At 71.3% G+C, this 18,329-nt stretch carries 15 protein-coding genes; 8 read left to right on the plus strand and 7 right to left on the minus strand.

Annotated features, from left to right (window positions below):
* Positions 1 to 144: 144 nt before the first annotated feature.
* From DT019_RS16245 to DT019_RS16260, 4 genes are all read right to left on the minus strand, one after another.
* Positions 145 to 468 (minus strand): hypothetical protein, encoded by a 324-nt coding sequence (locus tag DT019_RS16245; protein ID WP_114037503.1) that lies wholly within the window; start codon positions 466 to 468, stop codon positions 145 to 147.
* 66 nt (positions 469 to 534) lie between these two features.
* A complete protein-coding gene (locus DT019_RS16250) occupies positions 535 to 1,479 on the minus strand; it encodes a DUF3626 domain-containing protein (RefSeq protein WP_114037504.1) in 945 nt (314 codons plus the stop codon).
* 232 nt (positions 1,480 to 1,711) lie between these two features.
* Positions 1,712 to 3,244 (minus strand): ArnT family glycosyltransferase, encoded by a 1,533-nt coding sequence (locus tag DT019_RS16255; RefSeq protein ID WP_114037505.1) that lies wholly within the window; start codon positions 3,242 to 3,244, stop codon positions 1,712 to 1,714.
* A 128-nt stretch (positions 3,245 to 3,372) separates the two neighbouring features.
* Positions 3,373 to 4,485, minus strand: coding sequence for an ABC transporter substrate-binding protein (locus DT019_RS16260; protein ID WP_114037506.1), 1,113 nt, complete (start codon positions 4,483 to 4,485; stop codon positions 3,373 to 3,375).
* Between the two features lie 454 nt (positions 4,486 to 4,939).
* On the opposite strand from DT019_RS16260, the gene DT019_RS16265 reads away from it, so the two are divergent.
* From DT019_RS16265 to DT019_RS16285, 5 genes are all read left to right on the plus strand, one after another.
* Entirely contained in the window at positions 4,940 to 7,111 is a 2,172-nt protein-coding gene (locus DT019_RS16265) for a M4 family metallopeptidase (protein WP_114037507.1), read from the plus strand.
* Between the two features lie 221 nt (positions 7,112 to 7,332).
* Positions 7,333 to 10,221 carry an AAA family ATPase gene (locus DT019_RS16270; protein WP_114037508.1) on the plus strand — a complete coding sequence of 963 codons (2,889 nt, stop codon included), beginning with the start codon at positions 7,333 to 7,335 and terminating at the stop codon, positions 10,219 to 10,221.
* A 286-nt stretch (positions 10,222 to 10,507) separates the two neighbouring features.
* Complete coding sequence (locus DT019_RS16275) at positions 10,508 to 11,314, plus strand: SigB/SigF/SigG family RNA polymerase sigma factor (protein ID WP_114037509.1); 807 nt, start codon at positions 10,508 to 10,510, stop codon at positions 11,312 to 11,314.
* A gap of 148 nt (positions 11,315 to 11,462) precedes the next feature.
* Positions 11,463 to 11,648, plus strand: coding sequence for a DUF6381 family protein (locus tag DT019_RS16280; protein ID WP_114037510.1), 186 nt, complete (start codon positions 11,463 to 11,465; stop codon positions 11,646 to 11,648).
* A 246-nt stretch (positions 11,649 to 11,894) separates the two neighbouring features.
* Entirely contained in the window at positions 11,895 to 12,905 is a 1,011-nt protein-coding gene (locus tag DT019_RS16285; RefSeq protein ID WP_317617767.1) for a Ku protein, read from the plus strand.
* 21 nt (positions 12,906 to 12,926) lie between these two features.
* Here the strand turns inward: DT019_RS16285 and DT019_RS16290 are convergent, their stop codons facing one another.
* Positions 12,927 to 14,132, minus strand: a complete 1,206-nt coding sequence (locus DT019_RS16290) for an FUSC family protein (protein WP_189389631.1) — start codon at positions 14,130 to 14,132, stop codon at positions 12,927 to 12,929.
* 135 nt (positions 14,133 to 14,267) lie between these two features.
* The gene (locus tag DT019_RS16295) at positions 14,268 to 15,155 is read right to left on the minus strand and encodes an SDR family oxidoreductase (RefSeq protein ID WP_114037512.1); all 888 of its coding nucleotides are present in this window, start codon (positions 15,153 to 15,155) and stop codon (positions 14,268 to 14,270) included.
* A gap of 520 nt (positions 15,156 to 15,675) precedes the next feature.
* On the opposite strand from DT019_RS16295, the gene DT019_RS16300 reads away from it, so the two are divergent.
* The 3 genes from DT019_RS16300 to DT019_RS16310 all read left to right on the plus strand — a co-directional run bounded on the left by DT019_RS16300 (position 15,676) and on the right by DT019_RS16310 (position 17,705).
* The gene (locus DT019_RS16300; RefSeq protein ID WP_114037513.1) at positions 15,676 to 16,050 is read left to right on the plus strand and encodes a hypothetical protein; all 375 of its coding nucleotides are present in this window, start codon (positions 15,676 to 15,678) and stop codon (positions 16,048 to 16,050) included.
* A gap of 422 nt (positions 16,051 to 16,472) precedes the next feature.
* The gene (locus tag DT019_RS16305; protein WP_114037514.1) at positions 16,473 to 17,255 is read left to right on the plus strand and encodes a PRC and DUF2382 domain-containing protein; all 783 of its coding nucleotides are present in this window, start codon (positions 16,473 to 16,475) and stop codon (positions 17,253 to 17,255) included.
* 288 nt (positions 17,256 to 17,543) lie between these two features.
* Complete coding sequence (locus DT019_RS16310; RefSeq protein ID WP_114037515.1) at positions 17,544 to 17,705, plus strand: DUF5670 family protein; 162 nt, start codon at positions 17,544 to 17,546, stop codon at positions 17,703 to 17,705.
* 189 nt (positions 17,706 to 17,894) lie between these two features.
* Here the strand turns inward: DT019_RS16310 and DT019_RS16315 are convergent, their stop codons facing one another.
* Positions 17,895 to 18,098 (minus strand): cold-shock protein, encoded by a 204-nt coding sequence (locus DT019_RS16315; protein WP_114037516.1) that lies wholly within the window; start codon positions 18,096 to 18,098, stop codon positions 17,895 to 17,897.
* Between the last annotated feature and the right edge of the window lie 231 nt (positions 18,099 to 18,329).

Below are 18,329 nucleotides of genomic sequence, written 5' to 3' on the forward strand. Positions count from 1 at the left end.
CCCCCGACCGGCTCGGCCGTGCTCCGCCGTGTCCCGGAAAACGATCAACAAGTACGGGCCCGAACGGAGGCAGCGCCGCGGGCTGCGGCTGTTGACGCAATTCCCACCGGTGCCCCCGTATGGAAGGCGTTCCTGAACGAGCAGTCAGTGCGCCGCGCGCTCCCCCTGGACATACGGGTCCGAGGCGACGTCGTACGTACCCGCGTGGAGGGACAGCTGTCCCACTATGCGTTCCCACTCGGCGAGTTCGGCCCAGCGGCGGCCGCCGTCATGCCTGGCAGCCGGGCCGTCCGGCTCATCCTCCGAGGGGCTGTCCGGGGCCGCGGCGAGAAGGCGGAAGGCCTGAGCGGCCTCGTGATGCCCCATCCCCTGCGCCAGTCGGCGCACCGCCTCCCGCCCGGCCCGCTCCGCCTCCGTGGGCCCGGGTGCTTCGGGATCCGGCTCACGCAAGGGCTGCTCGTACGTCATACGTGTCCTGCTCTCTGCTGAATGCGGGCGGCCGTGCCCCTGCCCGGTGACTTCGACTCTCCTCAGTCAACGCGCGTACCCATGCGGCGAGTTCCGGGACCGGGAGAGTTCCGACGCACCCGGGCCCGCTCCCACGACTCGCTCCCCCACGCAGGCGCAGTCCGCGTTCGCGTGGGGCGGTGAGCCGAAGCGCGCCAGGCAGTGCCAGACCTTCTTGAGCGCCTGGGAGTCGTAGCGGCCCGTGCGGACGGCGTCGCCGATGATCCTGGGGTCGAGCAGGCCGTCGACCGCGATCTCCGCACCGAGATCGACGTACTCCTGGCCGCGGTAGCCCGGGTGGCGTCGCAGGTGCTCCACGGTGAGCCGGAAACCGTCGTGCCATTCGATGGCACAAGGCAGCCGGCGGGCCGCTTCCTCGACACTCGTGCCGCGGTAACCGGGATCCAGGACCAGCGCTTCCACATGGCTGTCCAGCCGGACCGGTCCGTGGATCTGGGCTTCGATGTGACCGTCCAGGGCGTCGAGACCGTCGGCCTCGGCTCTTTCGATGAGGCCGAAGCTGCTCGCGACCGCGAAGGCCGAGGGTTCGGCGGAGCTGTCCGGGTAGCAGAAGGTCGCGCGCGCGAGGGTCGCGGGAATGAGCCTGAAGTGGCAGGAGCCGAAGCGCGGTGTCCCACCCGCCGCCAAGCGCCGGTGGTTCAGGGCGCCGTAGACGGGACGTTCGTCAGGGGCTGCGTGGTCGTAGGCACCGCCGAAGAGTCGGCTCTCCCAGCGCCAGCGGTCCCCGCCCGGGTGGGCGGTCAGGCCGCCGTTGCTGGTCCTGGTCACGAACTGAGACTGGTAGACGCCGTCCTCCGCCATCTTGCGCAGGATCGGGCGATCACCCGCCAGACGGTCGGGATGGAAGTTCATCGTCAGCCGCAGTCCGCCGTCGAGCGGCTCTCCCTCGGCCAGGGCAGCGACATGCCGCAACGCCCTCTCCTGCGCGGACCAGCTGCCGTCGTTCCCCATCCACGCAGTCTCCCCGATCACGGTCGCATGCCGCTCCTGGATTGATCGGTGGCCGGGCCGATTGAGTCGGAGTTCTGAACGACAGCTGGCAGACCCTGGCCGAGCGGGTGTGCGGGCCCTGAGCCGCAAAGGCGCTCGTACGCGGCGCTCAGCAGGACGGCTGGCGCAACGACCCACCATGGGCGGCCAGTTGGGCCGGCGGGCTGCGGAAGTCCGCGACTCTGTCGCAGGGTCAGTACTGGCGCAAGGACGGCCAGAGGCGGGACCACGGCTGGTGGGGGCCTTCGCACAGGGCGATCTCCGCGTGCTGCTCCTGATTGCCGATGCCGTATCCGTTGTCGATCAGGCCAACGGTGCGGCAGTCGGCGAAGGGTTGTCGCAGACGGTGCCGGCCGTCGGCCTGCTCGACCAGCAGGACGGGACCGTCGTCGCCATCCGGGGGCGGCCCCCAGTCGTACAGGCTCATGTGACCGGAGTACGCGATGGGAAGCCCATGGGCGGGCCCGTAGCGGGCGAGTGCGCCTGCCTCGCCGTAGTTCGAGGTGAGCAGGACGGCATGGGTGCGCTGTGCCGGGGGGATCGCGGTCCAGGCGGCGGCCACGGTACGGGTGAAGCGGGGCCAGCCGACCTGTTCGCCCTGGTCGATGTCGATGGCGTTGGTCACGGCGACCGCGGACACCGGCAGCACCGGCAGGGCGGCCAGGGCGCTGGTGGCTGCCGCCAGGAGCAGGAAGGGGGTGAGCGTCCGCCAGGACCGGCGGGCACGCCGTACGACGGGTTCGCATCCAGCCGCCGTCACGGCGAGCAGCAAGGGAAGCGGGTAGTACGGCTTGCCGCCGCCCGCCAGCACCAGGACGCAGAGCAGGGGGTAGGCGAGCGCCAGCGGGCGGGCCCAGCGCAGTTCTTCGTCGCGCAGCAGCCGTCGCAGTCCCACGATCGCGACCGGCACCAGGATCGGGGAGAACTGGAGCAGGTGGAGCGGCAGGAAGAGCAGTCGTCCCGACACCCCGTTGACGTGGCTGAGAACCCGGGCCACCTTCACCTCGGGCCAGCCGTTCGCGGCCTGCCACCAGAGCGTGGGTGCGCTGACGAGGAGCGCGAGGAGCAGCGCGAGCAGCGGTCCGAGCAGCCTCCGCGCGCTTTCCTGCCGGGGACGCCGCGCGAGGTCGCGCCAGGGGCGGCCCGCCAGCGCCTCCAGGCCGAACGCGAGGAACAGGGCGAGGAGCAGGGACACGACGAGCTGCTTGTTCAGCAGAGTCACCCCGACCAGCACACCCAGCACCGGCCACCAGCGGCCGTCTCGGGTGCGCAGCAGCCGGAGCGTCACGAGCAGGACCGCCAGCTGCGCGGTCAGATCGAAGGTGCTGGTGGACAGCAGGTGGCCGATGGCCAGCACGTAACCCGAGCACGCGCAGCACGCCGCCGCGAGGATCTGGCCGCCCCGCCCGGCTCCCAACTCCCGCGCCAGCAGCGCGGTCAGCACCACCGTCCAGGCGGCCAGCAGCGCGGGTATGACGCGCAGCCCCGTCGGGCTCACACCGAAGACCGCGGTACCGGCCCGGGCGAGCAGCGGGGTCAGCGGCGGTTGATCCACATAGCCCCGGGCCGGGTGCCGGCCCGCGAGCAGGAAATAGAGTTCGTCGCGGTGAAAGCCGTACCGCGCGGACAACGCGATCAGCACCACAGCGAGACCGCCCGCCACCGCCGCGACCGGTCGCCCCGCGAACGGCCTCGGCCCAAGCCGCCCGTCCCCCCGAATGTCCACCGCGGCAGTCTGGCAGCGACACCCGGCGCGGCATAGGCGGCTGCCGTGAAGCGCCGACGCCGCGTCCGATCGGCGCGGGCTGGCTCAAGTGCGCCACGGAATCAGCGCCGTTGGGCCGCGCCCGCTCCTCAGCCCGTGTGAAGGATGCGCAACCGGTCGGGGTCCGCCGGGTCTCGCTCGACCACCTGGACCGCCGGCCAGGCCCATTGCCACACGCTGATGTCCGGCGTGCGGGAGAACCGGATCTGCCCGCGGGTGCCCTCGACCGCGATGCTCGGCCAGGATTCGGCGATGCGCACGCGGTCGCCACCCTGCGTACGGAGCGCATCGGCGAGGACGGTGATCGTGTCGTAGCCCTCGAAGGCCACGAAGGACGGCTCTTGGCCCAGTCGCTCGCCGAGGGCCTTCTCGACCCGCGCACCGAGCGGGGTGAGCCGTTCGGGACGGTAGCGCAGGAACGGGACCGCGGTGCCGTCCTCGCCCAACAGCCCTGCCCACGCGGCGAACTCCGGCTGACCTGCCGGAGCGCCGACCCTGAGGTCCGCGAGGCGCCGGTCGGCGCGGACGGACTTGACGATCGACACCGCCGGCTCCGGGAAGCCGACCAGCAGAAGAAGGGCCGTCGCACCACGGTCGGCGAGTGCGTCGCACAGGGCGGCGGGAGTGAGCCCGCGCGCGTCGAGTTCGAGGACGCAGGCGCCGCGTGGGGCGAGGTGGTCCCGCAGAATCCGGGTTCCGGCCGCCCAGTAGACACTCGGCTCGGCCGCGACCGCGATGCGGCGGTGGCCCTCGCCGAGCAGGAAGTCCGCATAGATCTCCCAGCCGTGGGACTGCGCCGGGGGCAGCCGCGCGACCCACCGCGTCGGCCGGTCGGTGAGCGCGTCGAGCACCGCTGACGAGCAGAGGAACGGCAGACCCAGGGCATCGGCCCGGGATGCGGCGGCGCGCGCGACGACGCTGTGATACTCCCCCGCCACGGCAGTCACGCCCAGGCCGGCCAGTTCGTCCACGGCTGCCGCGGCCCGCCGTGGATCGGCCGCGGTGTCTCGCACCACCAGCTCAAGGGGACTTCCGCCGATCCCGCCGGCGTCGTTGACGTCGCGCGCGGCCAGCTCGAGTCCGGCCAGCAGGTGCCGGCCCGCCTCGACCCAGCCGGGCGGGCTCAGCGGGACGAGGGCGCCGATCCGGACGGATCGCCCGTCAACCGGTGCCGCTCCAGGCGGCGATGGTGGCGTGTTCATGCTTCGGCATCTCCCGTACGACGATTCGTTCGCGGCCTGCGCGGTCCACCACGCGAGCGTCCCGGTGGGCCGACGAAGGGCGTCGGGGTGAGGAACGGGGTTCCTCACCCCGACAAGTCAAGATCATCCGGCGGGCAGCCTACCCACGCCCGGGATCACGATCCAGGGCCCGGGTCCCCGCCCGGGGCCTTCTCCCTGATCGGGGTGCGTACGGGGCCGGGCGCTGGGACGCCCGCTCGGCGGGCCCGGCCAAGCTCCCGCGGAATAGGGAAACCCCTCTCACTCCGGCCAGTGCCTGTCTGCCGTCGCCGTGGTCGCGGACACTCGTGCGTCGGTGCGGCTCCTGCCAAGAGCGGCGTCGTCAGCACAGCCCCAGGCGTCCGCTGCCTCCCCGACTTCCCCGCGCGGCAGCGGCGGACGCCACCTGCCCGAAGCGAAAGGAACCCCCACTCCTATGGAGATACGAAGAGCCGCGAGACTCCTGACGGTCACGCTGGCCTGTGTGTCCATGTCCGCCATCGCCCTGCCCGCCGCCCTGGCGGCTCCGGCTCCGCACCCGCATCCCACCCCCGCGGGTCCGGGCGCCTTCGCCGCCGCTCCCTACACCGCCGATCCGACACCGGCCGTGCGCAGCCGCGTCGTGGACGCCGCGCAGAAGGCGCTGGCGGCTCATTCCTCGGCGGCCCACCGCACCGACCAGGACGCCTTCGCGGTCCGGAACCTGGTGGTCGACCGGGACGGCTCCGCCTCCGTCCGCTTCGACCGCACGTACAAGGGACTGCCGACCTACGGCGGCGACGTCATCGTGCGTCTGAAGCAGGACGGCACCTACCAGTCGCTGGCCACCGGAGCGCAGACGTCCGCAGCGGTCTCCACGACGCCCCAACTGGCCGCCTCCAGCGCGGCGAAGGTGTCGACAGCGGCGTTCAAGGGCCACGTCGACTCGGTCTCCGCCGGCCACCTGGCGGTGCGGATGGAGGGCACCGCGGCCACCCTGGTCTGGGAGACCGTCGTCAGCGGAACCCGCCCCGACCTGACCCCCAGCCGCCTGCACGTCCTGGTGGACGCCCGTACCGGCAAGGTCGTACGGACCAATGACGAGGTGAGCACGTTCGCGGCCGAGGGGGCCGCGCACGCCACCGCCTCGAAGGTCGGTGCGGCGGCGCGGCCCGCCGCACCGACCGTCGCCGGCACGGGGCAGACCATCTACAGCGGCAGGGTCTCCCTCGACGTCACCCAGAGCGGCGGCGGCTACTCGATGCAGGACCCGTCTCACGGCAACGGCTACACGACCGACCTCAACCACGCCACCGGCGGCACGGGTTCGGTCTTCACCAGCTCCAGCGGCACCTTCGGCAACGGTTCCACCAGCGATCCCGCGTCGGCCGGTGCCGACGCCCACTACGGCGCGGCGGAGACGTACGACTACTACAAGAACGTGCAGGGCCGCAACGGGATCTTCGGCGACGGCCGAGGCGTGCCGTCGCGCACCCACTACGGCAACGCGTACGTGAACGCTTTCTGGGACGGCACCCAGATGACCTACGGCGACGGCCAGAACAATGCCCGCCCGCTGGTCGAACTCGACGTCGCGGGTCACGAGATGAGCCACGGCGTGAGCGGCGCCCTCACGGGCTGGGACGAGACCGGCGAGACCGGGGGCATGAACGAGGGCACCAGCGACATCTTCGGCACCATGGTCGAGTTCTACGCCAACAACCCGGTCGATACCCCCGACTACACCATGGGCGAACTCATCAACATCAACGGCGACGGCCGACCGCTGCGCTACATGTACAACCCCTCCCTCGACGGCCATTCGCCCAACTGCTGGGACAGCGGCAACGGCAACCTGGACCCGCACTACTCGATGGGCCCGCTGAACCACTGGTTCTTCCTGGCCGCCGTCGGCAGCGGCGACCACGGCTACGGCAACAGCCCCACGTGTGACAACTCGACGGTCACCGGCATCGGCAACGACAAGGCCGCCAAGATCTGGTACAAGGCGCTCGCCTCGTACGCCAACAGCAGCGAGAACTACCACCAGGCGCGCACCGACTCACTGAAGGCCGCCGCCGACCTCTACGGCACGCACTGCACGGAGTACAACACCATCAACGCCGCCTGGGCGGCGGTCAGCGTCACCGGCGCCGACCCCGTACCCGGCAGTTGCAACGGGCAGCCGGGCTCCCCCTCGGTCACCAACCCGGGCAACCAGAACGGCACCGTCGGCACCGCGGTCTCCCTGCAGATCCAGGCCAGCGACCCCGGCGGCAAGACGCTCACCTACAGCGCGACCGGGCTGCCCGCGGGGCTGACCATCAACTCCTCCACCGGCCTCGTCACTGGCACCCCCACCACCGCCGGGACCTCGTCGGTGACCGTGACCGCGAAGAACCCGGACAACGCCACCGGCACGGCCTCCTTCACGTGGACCATCACGGGCGGTGGCAACCCGCCGGGAGGCTGCGGCAACCTCCCGGCGTGGAGCGCCTCCACCAGCTATGTGCCGGGTGACCAAGTCGCGTACAAGGGCCACATGTGGGCCTCGCAGTGGTACTCGACCGGCGCCGAGCCCGGAGCGCCCGGCTCCTGGGCCGTCTGGAAGGACGGCGGCGCCTGCTGATCCGCCCCGGCTCCAGCCAGCAACTGCCTTGCGTGGACGGGCCGTTGGTCATCCGACCGGCGGCCCGTTCCGCATGCCCCAAGACTCGGCCGCTCGCCCTTCGATTGGTCTTGACCTTTCACCGAGGGCGGTCCTACATTCGGCGCGGCACAACGAAATGAACGACAGGCGCGTGTCCACTGCCTGACGCATGAACAAGGCTGTGTCCGAAGGGGCTTGCGATGACCGAGCCGACCATCCTGGCGCCGGACGGACCGGCGAACGCCCTCCCGTCCACCGTCGAACGCGCCGCCTTCCGCGACACCGTAGCCACCCATCTCCACCGCGGCGGCGGTGTCGTGCTCATCGGGCCGTCGGGCATCGGCAGAACCACGGTGGCCTGCCAGTTGGTGGCGGACATGCGCGCCCGCGGCCACCGGGTGCTGCGATGTTCGCCCTCCCCCGCCGAACGGAACAGCCCCTTCCTCGGACTCATCGACCTGCTGACCGGCGTCGTCGAGGACACCCTGGCCGCTCTGGCCACCCACGAAAGAGCCACCCTCGAAAGGGCCCTGCTGCGCAGCACGCCCGCCGCGGAGACCGACGCGGGCACGATGACCGGGCGGGACGCACTCGTGCTGCGCATCGCCGTCCGCAAGGTCTTCGCACTGCTCGGCGAGGCCGGTCCCCTCCTGCTGGTCATCGATGACGCACCGTGGCTCGACCGGCCGACGGCAGAGCTCCTCACCTATCTCGCCCGCCGCGCCGACCCCGGCCTGGGAGTGCTCGCCACCGTGCGGACCGGGGCCACGGACGACACGGGCGACGAACACGGCCCCCGTCCCGACGACGGCGCCCTGGGCCTGTGCCCCCGGCCGGTCCGCCGGATCCCGGTCCCACCCCTGACCTCCCACGAAGTGGCCGAACTCCTCGAACAGCACGACCACCCCGCCTGGCCCCGCTCGCTCGTCGCGCGGCTGCACCAGGCCAGCGGCGGCAACCCCCGCACAGCGCTGGAGCTCAGCTCCGCGCTCGACGAACGCGTCCGGGTCGAGGGGGCGGACCTGCCCGACCCCTCCGAACCGCTTCCCGTACCAGGCTCCCTGCGCCGACCGATCCTCGACCGGATCGATGCCCTGCCGGCCGGCGCCCGGCAGACCCTGGTCGTCGCGAGTGCGGCCGTGCGCCCCACGGTGGAGTTGCTGCGACGCGCGGGCCGCCGCCACGCCGCGGCCGATCTGGACACCTGCGTCAGGCAGGGCATCATCCGCGTCAGCGCGGCGTCGGACCACACGACCATCGGCTTCCTGGATCCCCTGACGCCGATGGTGCTCCAGGCCGGAACGTCCTGCGAACGTCTGCTGGACGCTCACCGCGCGCTGGCCGACGCCTGCGACGACGCGGTCGAGCGCGCCCACCACATCGCACGGCTCGCGGCGGGCCCCGATCCCCTCGTGGCGGCGCGGCTCGACGCCGCCGCTTCGGCGGCCCGCCGCCGGGGCGCCCCCAGGACCGCCGCGCGACTCGGCCGCCTGGCCGCCGAGTACACCCCGGCCGAGCAGGCACAGGTCGACATCGACCGCAGGCTCACCGCCGCCGAGGACGGCATCGAGGCCGGAGACCTCGGCTTCGCCCGGCAGCTCGCGCACGAGGTCCTGGGTGACGCCCGGCGTCCGGCGGAGCGCGTGCGCGCCTGGAACGTGGTCATCGACTCCTGTGGTCAGGCGATGGCCGAGATCGCGGACGTCTTCCCGGAAGCGGTACGCGACGCGGCAGGCGAGCCCGGACTCCTCGCCCAGCTCCACTACCGGATGAGCTGGCGGGAGTGGATGGTGGGCGGATCGGCGGCACGCGCGCACGGCCATGCCGTCCGTGCCGCCGGGCTCGCGGCGGGGGCCGGCGACCGGCGGACCGAACTCATGGCGCTGACCCAACAGGCGGCCCTGGAGCTCTTCCTGGGGCTGCCCCAGGCGGAGGCGACACTGGCCGCCGCCCTGACGCCCCCGCACGACGTGCACGCCATGACGCACCACAACGGCCCCTTGTACCTCAAGCACCGGTTTCACCTGGTGCGCGACGAACTGGACGCGGCCCGGGCCGAACTGCGCACCCTCGTCTACCGGCTGCGACAGCGCGGCTCGGCCGACAGCCTGAGCCAGTGCCTCATCGGCCTCGCGCAGGTCGAGATCCAGCGCGGCCGCTGCCGCCCGGCCCTGTCCATCGCCCGGCAGAGCCTGCGCATGACCGAAGAGGCAGGGCTGAGCCAGGGGCCCGCCTGGTACGCGGTCTCCCTCGCCGAGACGGCCGGCGGCACCCTCGGTCGGGCGCTCACCGCGGCGGAGGCGGCCAGACGCCACAGCGAGGACGACGACGACCGGCTCTTCCTGCCCCGGGCTCTGCATGCCGAGGGAAGGATCCGGCTGTTCAGCGGCCAGAGCGAGCAGGCGGCCCAACTCCTCCGGCGTACCGGGGAGTTGGAGACAGCCCAGGGCCAGCGCGACCCCGCGACCCGGCGCTGGCACGCCGACCTCGCCGAGGCCCTGGCCGCCGCCGACGCCCCGGACGAGGCGGAAGCGGTCATCCGGCCCGCCCGCCGCCAGGCCGTGCGCCTCGGGCGACCCGGTGTCCTGGCCACGCTCGACCGGGCGGCGGCGGCCGTCGACGCGGCCCGCGGCGAACTCCCCAGGGCGGCGACGGGGCTGGAGAGCGCCGCAGCACGGCTTCAGGCAGCCGGGTATCCCCTGGAGGAGGCGCGGACCCGGGTGGCCCTGGGCCGGGTGCGGCGCCTGCTCGGCGAAGAGGCTGCCGCACGTGCCGCCTTCGCCGGCGCGCTCCGGATCTTCACCAAGGCCGACGCCCGCCCCTGGGCCGCGATGACCCGTGCCGAACGCGACCGGGCGCCGGACAGTGCGGCCTGCCTGCCGGAAGGGGGCTGGTCGGCCCACCTCACGTCGACCGAGCGCAGCGTCGTCGCCCGCGTCGCGCAGGGCGCCACCAATCGCGAGATCGCGTCCGGTCTCGTGCTCAGCGTGAAGACCGTCGAAGCGGCCCTCACCCGCGCCTACCGCAAGCTGGGCGCCAAGTCACGGGTGGAGATCACGCGCATGGTGATGGCCCAGCCCACCGCGTAGCCGTCGCCGCTGCGCCGTCACCTGCGCGGACGTCCGGCTGTCCCCCCATCCGCCCGCCCTGACCAGGCCTGCGGGCCCCCTCCTGGACCCGATCGTGTGAAACGTGTGAAGGGAGGACATGGCCCCCGTTTGCGCGGTGGGAACGGGGGCAGGCGCCCCTCGTGCTTCGGACCGGAGGCACGCCCGTGGGACCACTGTGTCCTGGGCGCGCCAACTCCGGTGGTGCCCTTCACGCATGAGGTTTCGCGGCTGTCACCCAGCTGACCGACGTGCAGGAGCCCCTCCGATGCCCACCACCGTTCTCTCGCGGCACCGCGACCACGACGACGCACCCGACACCCAGGCCGCGTTCACCCGCCTCAACTCCCTCGCGGACGGACCCGAGCACGACGCCCTGCGCGACGACCTCGTCACCCAGTGGCTGCCCATGTCGGAACGGCTGGCGGGCAAGTACCGCAACCGGGGGGCCGACATCGAGGACCTCCGCCAGGTCGCCGCCATGGGCCTGATCAAGGCGGTCGACCGCTACGAGGCGGCCCGCGGGGCCTTCGAGGCCTATGCCATTCCCACCATCAACGGTGAGATCAAGCGGCACTTCAGGGACGCCCTGTGGTCCGTGCACGTCCCGCGCCGGGTCCAGGAGCTGCGCAACAAGGTCCGCGTGGCGCACAGCGAGCTGAAGGCCGCCCAGCCGGGCGAGCCGACGATCGCCGAGCTCGCCGCCCACACCGGACTGGAGGAGGGCGAGGTCCGCGACGGCCTCGAAGCCTTCCAGTCCTTCAGGAGCCTCTCCCTGGAAGCCGAATCCGGCGCCGGCGGCACCAGTGACGGAGAGGGGCCGTCCCTGTCCGACACGCTCGGGACCACCGAGCCCGGCTTCGACCACGTCATCGACCGCGAGGCTGTCCGGCCCGCTCTCCAGGCGCTGCCCGAGCGCGAGTCGAAGATCCTCTACATGCGGTTCTTCCAGGACATGACCCAGCACCAGATCGCCGACGAACTCGGCATCTCCCAGATGCACGTCTCGCGCCTCATCGCCCGCACCTGCACCCGGGTACGGAACCAGGCCCTCGCCGAACACGAAGCCGCCTGACCGCAGCTCGTCCGCACGGCTCGGCCGGGCCCTGCTCGCACGCCGAGGGCACGGTCGGCGCCCGCCGTCACGGGTGCGGAGGAACCGCGGCGACCGCGCGCAGAGTGCACCCGCACCCCGGCCTCTCGAACCACCTAGGAGAATCACCATGAGCACCACAGACGAAGCAGGCGACCTACGCGTCCGACAGCTGCGGGACCAGGTGGACGCACTCAACGCCGCCGCGGCCCGCGCCCGGGACCCAGAACTGCGCCGACGCCTCCTGGACAAGGCCCGCTTCCTCCAGGAGGAAGGCGAGCGGCGCCCCAGCGCCGACCCCGCCCCGTCGAGGTGATCCCAGGCGAGCAGAGGGGGCGGCACCGCACGGGCGCCGCCCGCCCCCCAGACACCTCGATCGGGGATGACGTATTGTTGACGATTGAAGGGCCTTGCCGCCTCCCCCGTCGGCAAGGCCCTTCGCCGTGCAGGCCGACGTCCTGGAACCGCTCGCGGAACGAGCACCCGTTGGACAGCGTCGGCGCGACAGGTGACCGCCGGGTTGAGAACCTACGGAAAAGGGGCTGACGACGAAGGCGGTGGCGTGGTGGCCAGACCCGTGTGGTCAGGAGTCCTCAGTTTCGGCCTGGTCAGCATCCCGGTGGGCCTGTACACCGCGACCGACACCCACACCATCCACTTCCACCAGCTCCAGCGCGGCACCTCGGACCGGATCCGCAACCGGCGGGTGAACGAGCGCACGGGCAAGGAAGTCGACGCGAAGGACATCGTCAAGGGCTACGACACCGGCGAGGAGTACGTCATCGTCGAGCCCGGTGAACTCGACGACATCGCGCCAGGCCGCTCCCAGGCCCTGGAGATCACCGGGTTCGTGGGCCTCGACGAGATAGAGCCGATCTACTTCGACCGGACGTACTATCTCGCTCCGCGCGGCAAGGAATACGCCAAGATCTACAGCCTGCTGGAGCAAGCGCTGGGACGGTCGGAGAAGGCGGGAATCGCCACCTTCGTCATGCGCCAGCACGAATACCTCGTCGCTGTGAAGGCCGAGGACGGGCTCATCACCCTGCATACGCTGCACTGGGCCGACGAGATCCGGAACCCGAAGGAAGAGATCGGCGACCTCCCCGGGAAGACCTCCACGTCGGGCAAGGAGCTGCGCATGGCCGAGCAGCTCATCGAAGCGCTCAGCATGAGCTGGGACCCCGGGCAGTTCCACGACACGTTCCAGGAGAAGGTCAGCGCCCTCATCGAGGCGAAGAAGTCCGGCGAGAGCGTCGAGAAGGCCGAGCCCGCTCCGAAGCCGTCGCCCGCCCTCGACCTGATGGAAGCCCTGCGGGCCAGCGTGGAAGGGGCGCGCAGCCCCAAGGACAGCCGCGAGAAGGCCACCACCCGAGGCGGCGGGTCCCAGCGGACGGCGAAGAAGCCGGCCGGAAAGAAGCGCGTCCCGTCCTCGGAGAAAGGGGCCGACCCGCAGACGATGAACAAGGCCGAGCTCTACAAGAAGGCTGCGGCGGCCGGAATCGAAGGCCGCTCCACCATGACGCGTGACGAACTGATCCAGGCTCTCGCCGACCGGCGCCAGGCCGCCTGAACCCGCAGCGCGCCGCCCCGCTCAGGCGCTGTCCCCTCGCGGTCGGCCCGGCTCGGAGCGGTCCTCGGACTGTTCGGCTCCCCCCTCGCTGTCCACCTTCTCGTCGGGCGCACGTCCCGCGATCTCCGACAGGTCGCCGAGCAGCCGGATCGTGTCGGCGGTGATGACTGCGAGCGCGTCCGGCAACTCCCCGCTGCGCTCACGGAAGACCGCGCTGAGCCGGGCCTGAGCGGCATAGGCCGTCCGCAGCGCTCTTTGCCGGTCGCGGCCGCGCTCGCTCGCCGTGTCGTCCTCCTCCGGCGCGTCGGCGGTGGAGCGCTCCAGTGTGTCGTCCAGCTCGCACACGTCCCCCGCGGCTCGCAGCAGCTCGGCCACGATGGCGAGCGCCGGATCCGGAAGGGCGGCATGGTCGGACCTGCCTTCGGCGGCCCCGGTCAGCGTCCGGGTGATCGCTTCGACATGACTCGTGATCCGGTCCCAGGTGAAGTCCCAGTCCGCGGCGGGTGGCACCGGCGCGGAGCGGCGCAGCCTGCGCCCAGGGTTGAAGCGGTAGCTCTCGTCCGACCAACTGCGGGCGGTGCGCAGGTCGGTGACGCGATCGGTGAGCCGCCGGGCCCGGTCGTGCCAGGCCTGCGCCTCCTCACGGGTCGGACCGTCGTCGCCGAGCCCGTCCGCGATGGTGTGCAGCAGCGCGGCGCTCTCCTCCGGCAGGTGCCCGCGCAGGTGGCGCACGCTGCGGGAGTGCACCGGCGGCAGCACCAGCGCGTTGACGGCGAGCCCGATGGCCGCTCCCAGCAGCGTCTCCAGGAACCGGTGCAGGATGTCGAACCCCGAGTAGGTGCCATAGACCAGAACGAACAGGGCAGCAGTCGGCGCGTTGAGACCCTGGGCGCCGAACCGGGCGTACGAGCCGAAGAGCATCGTCACCGGCAACGCGATGACCATGGCCAGCATGGTGTCGCGCGTGAGCACACCGGCACCGGCCGCAAGCAGCGTGCCCATGACCACGACCACGAACTGTTGCAGTGCGGTCTTGAGCGACCGGTAGACCGTGCTCTGCACCAGGAAGATCGCCGTCCAGGGCGCGAGGAGCGCCATCGGCGCCTTCCACCACCAGCCCGCCAGCGCCCAGGCGATCAGCGCCGCCGCGGCGGCCTTCAACGCCTGGACGGCAGTGTCACGTTCGGGCCCGGGCCCGCGCAGCGCCCGCCGTGTCGACCGGGCCACGGCCGCACACTCCCAGATCGCCCACTGCCTCCACTGGACGGCAGCCTGACTCAGATCTCTCAACGTTCCATCCTGTCGTCCCGCCCTCCGCGGCGGACCGTGCCGGGGAGGGCCACCCGCGGTGCCTCCCCGGGCCTACGGAAGCGGCGAGCCACCGGTGGCGTTCAGCACTTCCGCGGTGATGAAACTGGCGCGCTCGGAGGCGAGGAAGACATAGGCAGGCGCCATCTCGGCGGGCTGCGCGGGCCTCCCCAGCGGGGCCTGCTTGCCGAACTCGGCGGTGTCCGGCAGCGTCGCCGGGATGAGCGGTGTCCACACCGGACCCGGCGCGACGGCGTTGACGCGGATTCCCCGTTCGGCCAGCATCTGCGCCAGCCCCTTGGTGAAGGTGACGATCGCGCCCTTGGTCATCGCGTAGTCCAACAGATGGGGACTGGGCTGGTACGCCTGCACCGAGGTGGTGTTGATGACGGACCCACCGGCCGGGATGTGCGGCACGGCCATCTTCGTCAGCCAGAACATCCCGTACAGGTTGGTGCGCAGGACCCGGTCGAACTGCTCGGTGGTGATGGCTTCGATGCCGTCGGGCTGGGACATCTGGTACGCCGCGTTGTTGACCAGTACGTCGATGCGCCCGAACTCCGCGACCGCGCGGTCGATCAGGTCACGGCACTGCTGCTCCTCACGGATGTCGCAGCTCACCGCGATGGCCCGGCGCCCCGCCGCCTCCACCAGGTCCACGGTCTGGCGGGCATCGTCCTTCTCCTCCGGCAGGTGGGTGAACAGCACGTCGGCGCCTTCGCGGGCGTAGGCGAGCGTCACGGCCCGCCCGATGCCGGAGTCGCCACCCGTGAGGACGGCCCTGCGGCCGGTGAGGAGCCCACTGCCCTGGTACGTCTGCTCACCGTGATCCGGTGGCGGGTCCATCGGCCCGGTCCAGCCGGGGTGCGGCTGGTCCTGCTGGGGCAGATCCGGCTGCGGGTACTTCTCGGTCGGGTGCTGCGGGCGGGTCGGGTCTGTCATGGGAACGCCTTTCCTTAAGGGGAGAGCCACGATCCGGGAACGGCCGCAAACCCGCGGAGCGACCTGCCGCGGGAACTCGGCCCTGCCGCCGCGGGGTGCCGAGCGACGTCCCTGAACGCTCTGGCTCCATGAATGCGTACGGGCTAGCGCCGGGGACGACGTCCAGCGGGCCCCGGTCATATCCGGGGCACCACTGACCAGGTGACTCTTCCCGGTACCACCGGTCGAGTACCCCGATCAGCGCATATATGCGGCCGCGCGTGTTCCAGGGCGTACGCAACCGATGTCCACCCGTCGCGGCGGGAGGGGGCTCAGCGGCCCCAGGTGCACCACCCGCGCACGGACCCGGGCCGACGATCCACGCCGCCTTGGAAGTTGTCCACCGAGCCAACACACTGGGAGCGGTCGCCATGTCCTGCACGGCGCGCGAGCCGTTGTCAGTGCGTACCGGCACGGCAGCCGATCGGGCGCTCCGTGCTCCCGGTCAGAATGCGGACCGCCATGGGAAGGACGGGCCAACATGGACCACGTACAGCAGGCTCTCGCCGAGATGATGAAGATCAAAGGGGCGCTCGGAGCCGCCGTCGTGGACTACGTCAGCCGCGTCACCCTGGGCACGATCGGCACGGAGACGGCGCCGGACCTCGGCAAGGCAGGCGAGGTGGACACCGACGTCATCCGGGCCAAGCTCCACGCCCTGTCGGTCCTGGGCTACTCGCCGGACGACCTCGAGGACATCCTGGTGACCCTCACGGACGAGGTGCACCTGATCAAACCGCTGGCCCAGCGCAGACAGCAGGGAGTCTTCATCTACCTCGTCATGGACCGTCACAGAGCACCGCTCGCCGTGGCACGGGCCCGGCTCCACGAGATCGAGCGCGACCTGGAACTGTGACGGCGGGCCCCGGCCCCTCCCTCGACCAGCAACCGGTCGGCGAAAGAGAGGGATATGGCATGAACGCGCCATCCTCTCGGCCGCATCGGGCCTCCGGCCCCGGCGAGCACACCAAACGGCCCAGCGCTCTGCGGGATGACAGGCACCACGCCCGCCGCCTTCCCACCGTCGGCCGAACGAGGGTCGACGTTCCCCCCTCCTCGCTGCCCGCGGCAGTCAGGACCGCACCGCACAGCACTCCCGTACGAAACCGGCACGGGTGGGGCCTCTCCCAGCCGCCCGGCGCACGCGGCAGGGGCGGCCTCCCGGCGGGGGTTGCGTTTGCGTGACCGCTCGGTAGGGGCGGGAGTGGGGACAGGGCGCGGCTTCTCCATGGGGCGCACCGAGACCCCAGGCCGCAGCCGTCAAGGAGCGAGGAAAGCATGACCACAGCGTTTCTCCATACCGGCCAGCTCAAGGACCTCACCGTGCGCGACCCCGACGGCGACAAGGTCGGCACCGTCGAGCAGGTCTGGCTCGACGACCGCACGGGCCGGCCGGAATGGGTGACCGTCAAGACCGGGCTCTTCGGAATGAAGGAGACCTTCGTTCCCCTGTCCGGTGCCCGCAGCGACGGCGACACCCTCACGATCATCCATGCCAAGTCCGTCGTCCGCGACGCCCCTCACGTCGACGCGGACCAGCACCTGGACGCGGACGAAGAGCGCGACCTGTACCGCCACTACGGTCTCCACGGGGAAACCTCCCACGGCACCGGCAAGACGGGCACCGCGGCGGCCGGCACCATGCGCGGTGACGACGAACTGGTGCGTTCCGAGGAGCGCTTGCACGTCGGAACCGAGGAGCAGGAGGTCGGCCGGGCGCGCCTGCGGAAGGTCGTGGTGACGGAGAACGTGGCCACCACGGTCCCCGTCAGCCACGAGGAGGTCCGGGTCGTGCGCGAGCCGATCCGTGACGGCGACCCGGTCCGCGCCGACATCGGCGAGGCCGAGACCGAGGTGACGCTGCACGCCGAGCGCCCGGTCGTGGGCAAGGAGAAGGTCGCCGTCGAACGCGTCCGCCTGGAGACCGAGAAGGTGACCGAGCAGCAGGAGATCTCCGAGAAGGTCCGCAAGGAGCAGATCGAGTACGACGACGGTACGGGCAAGGGCGGACAGCGCGGCAACGAGCGAGGCCGCGGCGACCGGCGGGGCCCGCAGCACTGAACTGCCGTCCCGACACCCGGCCTTCGCAGGGGCCGCTGACGCGGGCGCGAGCTGCTGCCCCACGAAACGCCTGCCCGCGAGTGCTGCCTCCGGGCACACGGTGGGGCTCGGCCAGAGATCCGGCCGAGCCCCACGCGCATGTCCACGCCCGGCCATGCCCTTGAGCCGAGGGGTCTCCGCATCCCGGCAATCGGCTACGAGTGCCCCGCGCGAACAATGCCAACCACTTTTCTGCGAGCGATTGGCGCGTGCATTCCCGGGCACACGGCGGTCTGGAGGTTGATAACTATGGTTCCCCTGCTTCTCGTTCTGCTGCTCGCCCTGATCCTCTTCGGTGCCGGATTCGCACTCAAGGCACTGTGGTGGATCGCCATCGTGGTACTGGTCCTGTGGCTCATCGGATTCGTCGCCCGCCCGCGCGGCGGGAGCGCCCGATGGTATCGCTGGTAGCGCGACACATCGGTCACAGGAAAACCCACACGACGCTCACGTAATTCGGGTTGCGACCCCTGTCACTACGCCCCGCCGATTCGTTCGGCGGGGCGTAGTGCCGCGCAGCGGGCGGGAGAGCCGGAGAGCAGTTGCCCATCCCTCCGTAGTGGGCCCTTCCTCAGTGGCCGCGGGAGAATCCAGGGGCGGTCAGGCGGTGACGATGTTCTCCGCCTGGAGCCCCTTCTGTCCCTGCGTCACGTCGAAGGTGACCTTCTGGCCCTCCTGGAGCTCGCGAAAGCCCAGGGCCGCGATGCTCGAATAGTGAGCGAAGACGTCGGGGCCGCCGCCGTCCTGCTCGATGAATCCGAAGCCCTTTTCCGAGTTGAACCACTTCACGGTTCCACTGGCCACTGTGTCCTCCTATTGAGGGGCTGGAGACGGTGCCCGCACTCTGCGGGGACCCAAGGTGAATTGCCTGGCCCGCAGAGAATCTGAACAGCACAATCGCCCATGAGCTGAACCCACGGGCGACACATACTTCGGAACCATGACAGCTGAATTCGACGCTACACCGAGCCCCCTGTCCCCACCCGTCGAACACGCGCCACCACCACCCAGAGGTACGCAGGGACGCGCGCCCAT

The sequence above is a fragment of the Streptomyces sp. SDr-06 genome, from assembly GCF_003324565.1.
Lineage (GTDB): Bacteria > Actinomycetota > Actinomycetes > Streptomycetales > Streptomycetaceae > Streptomyces.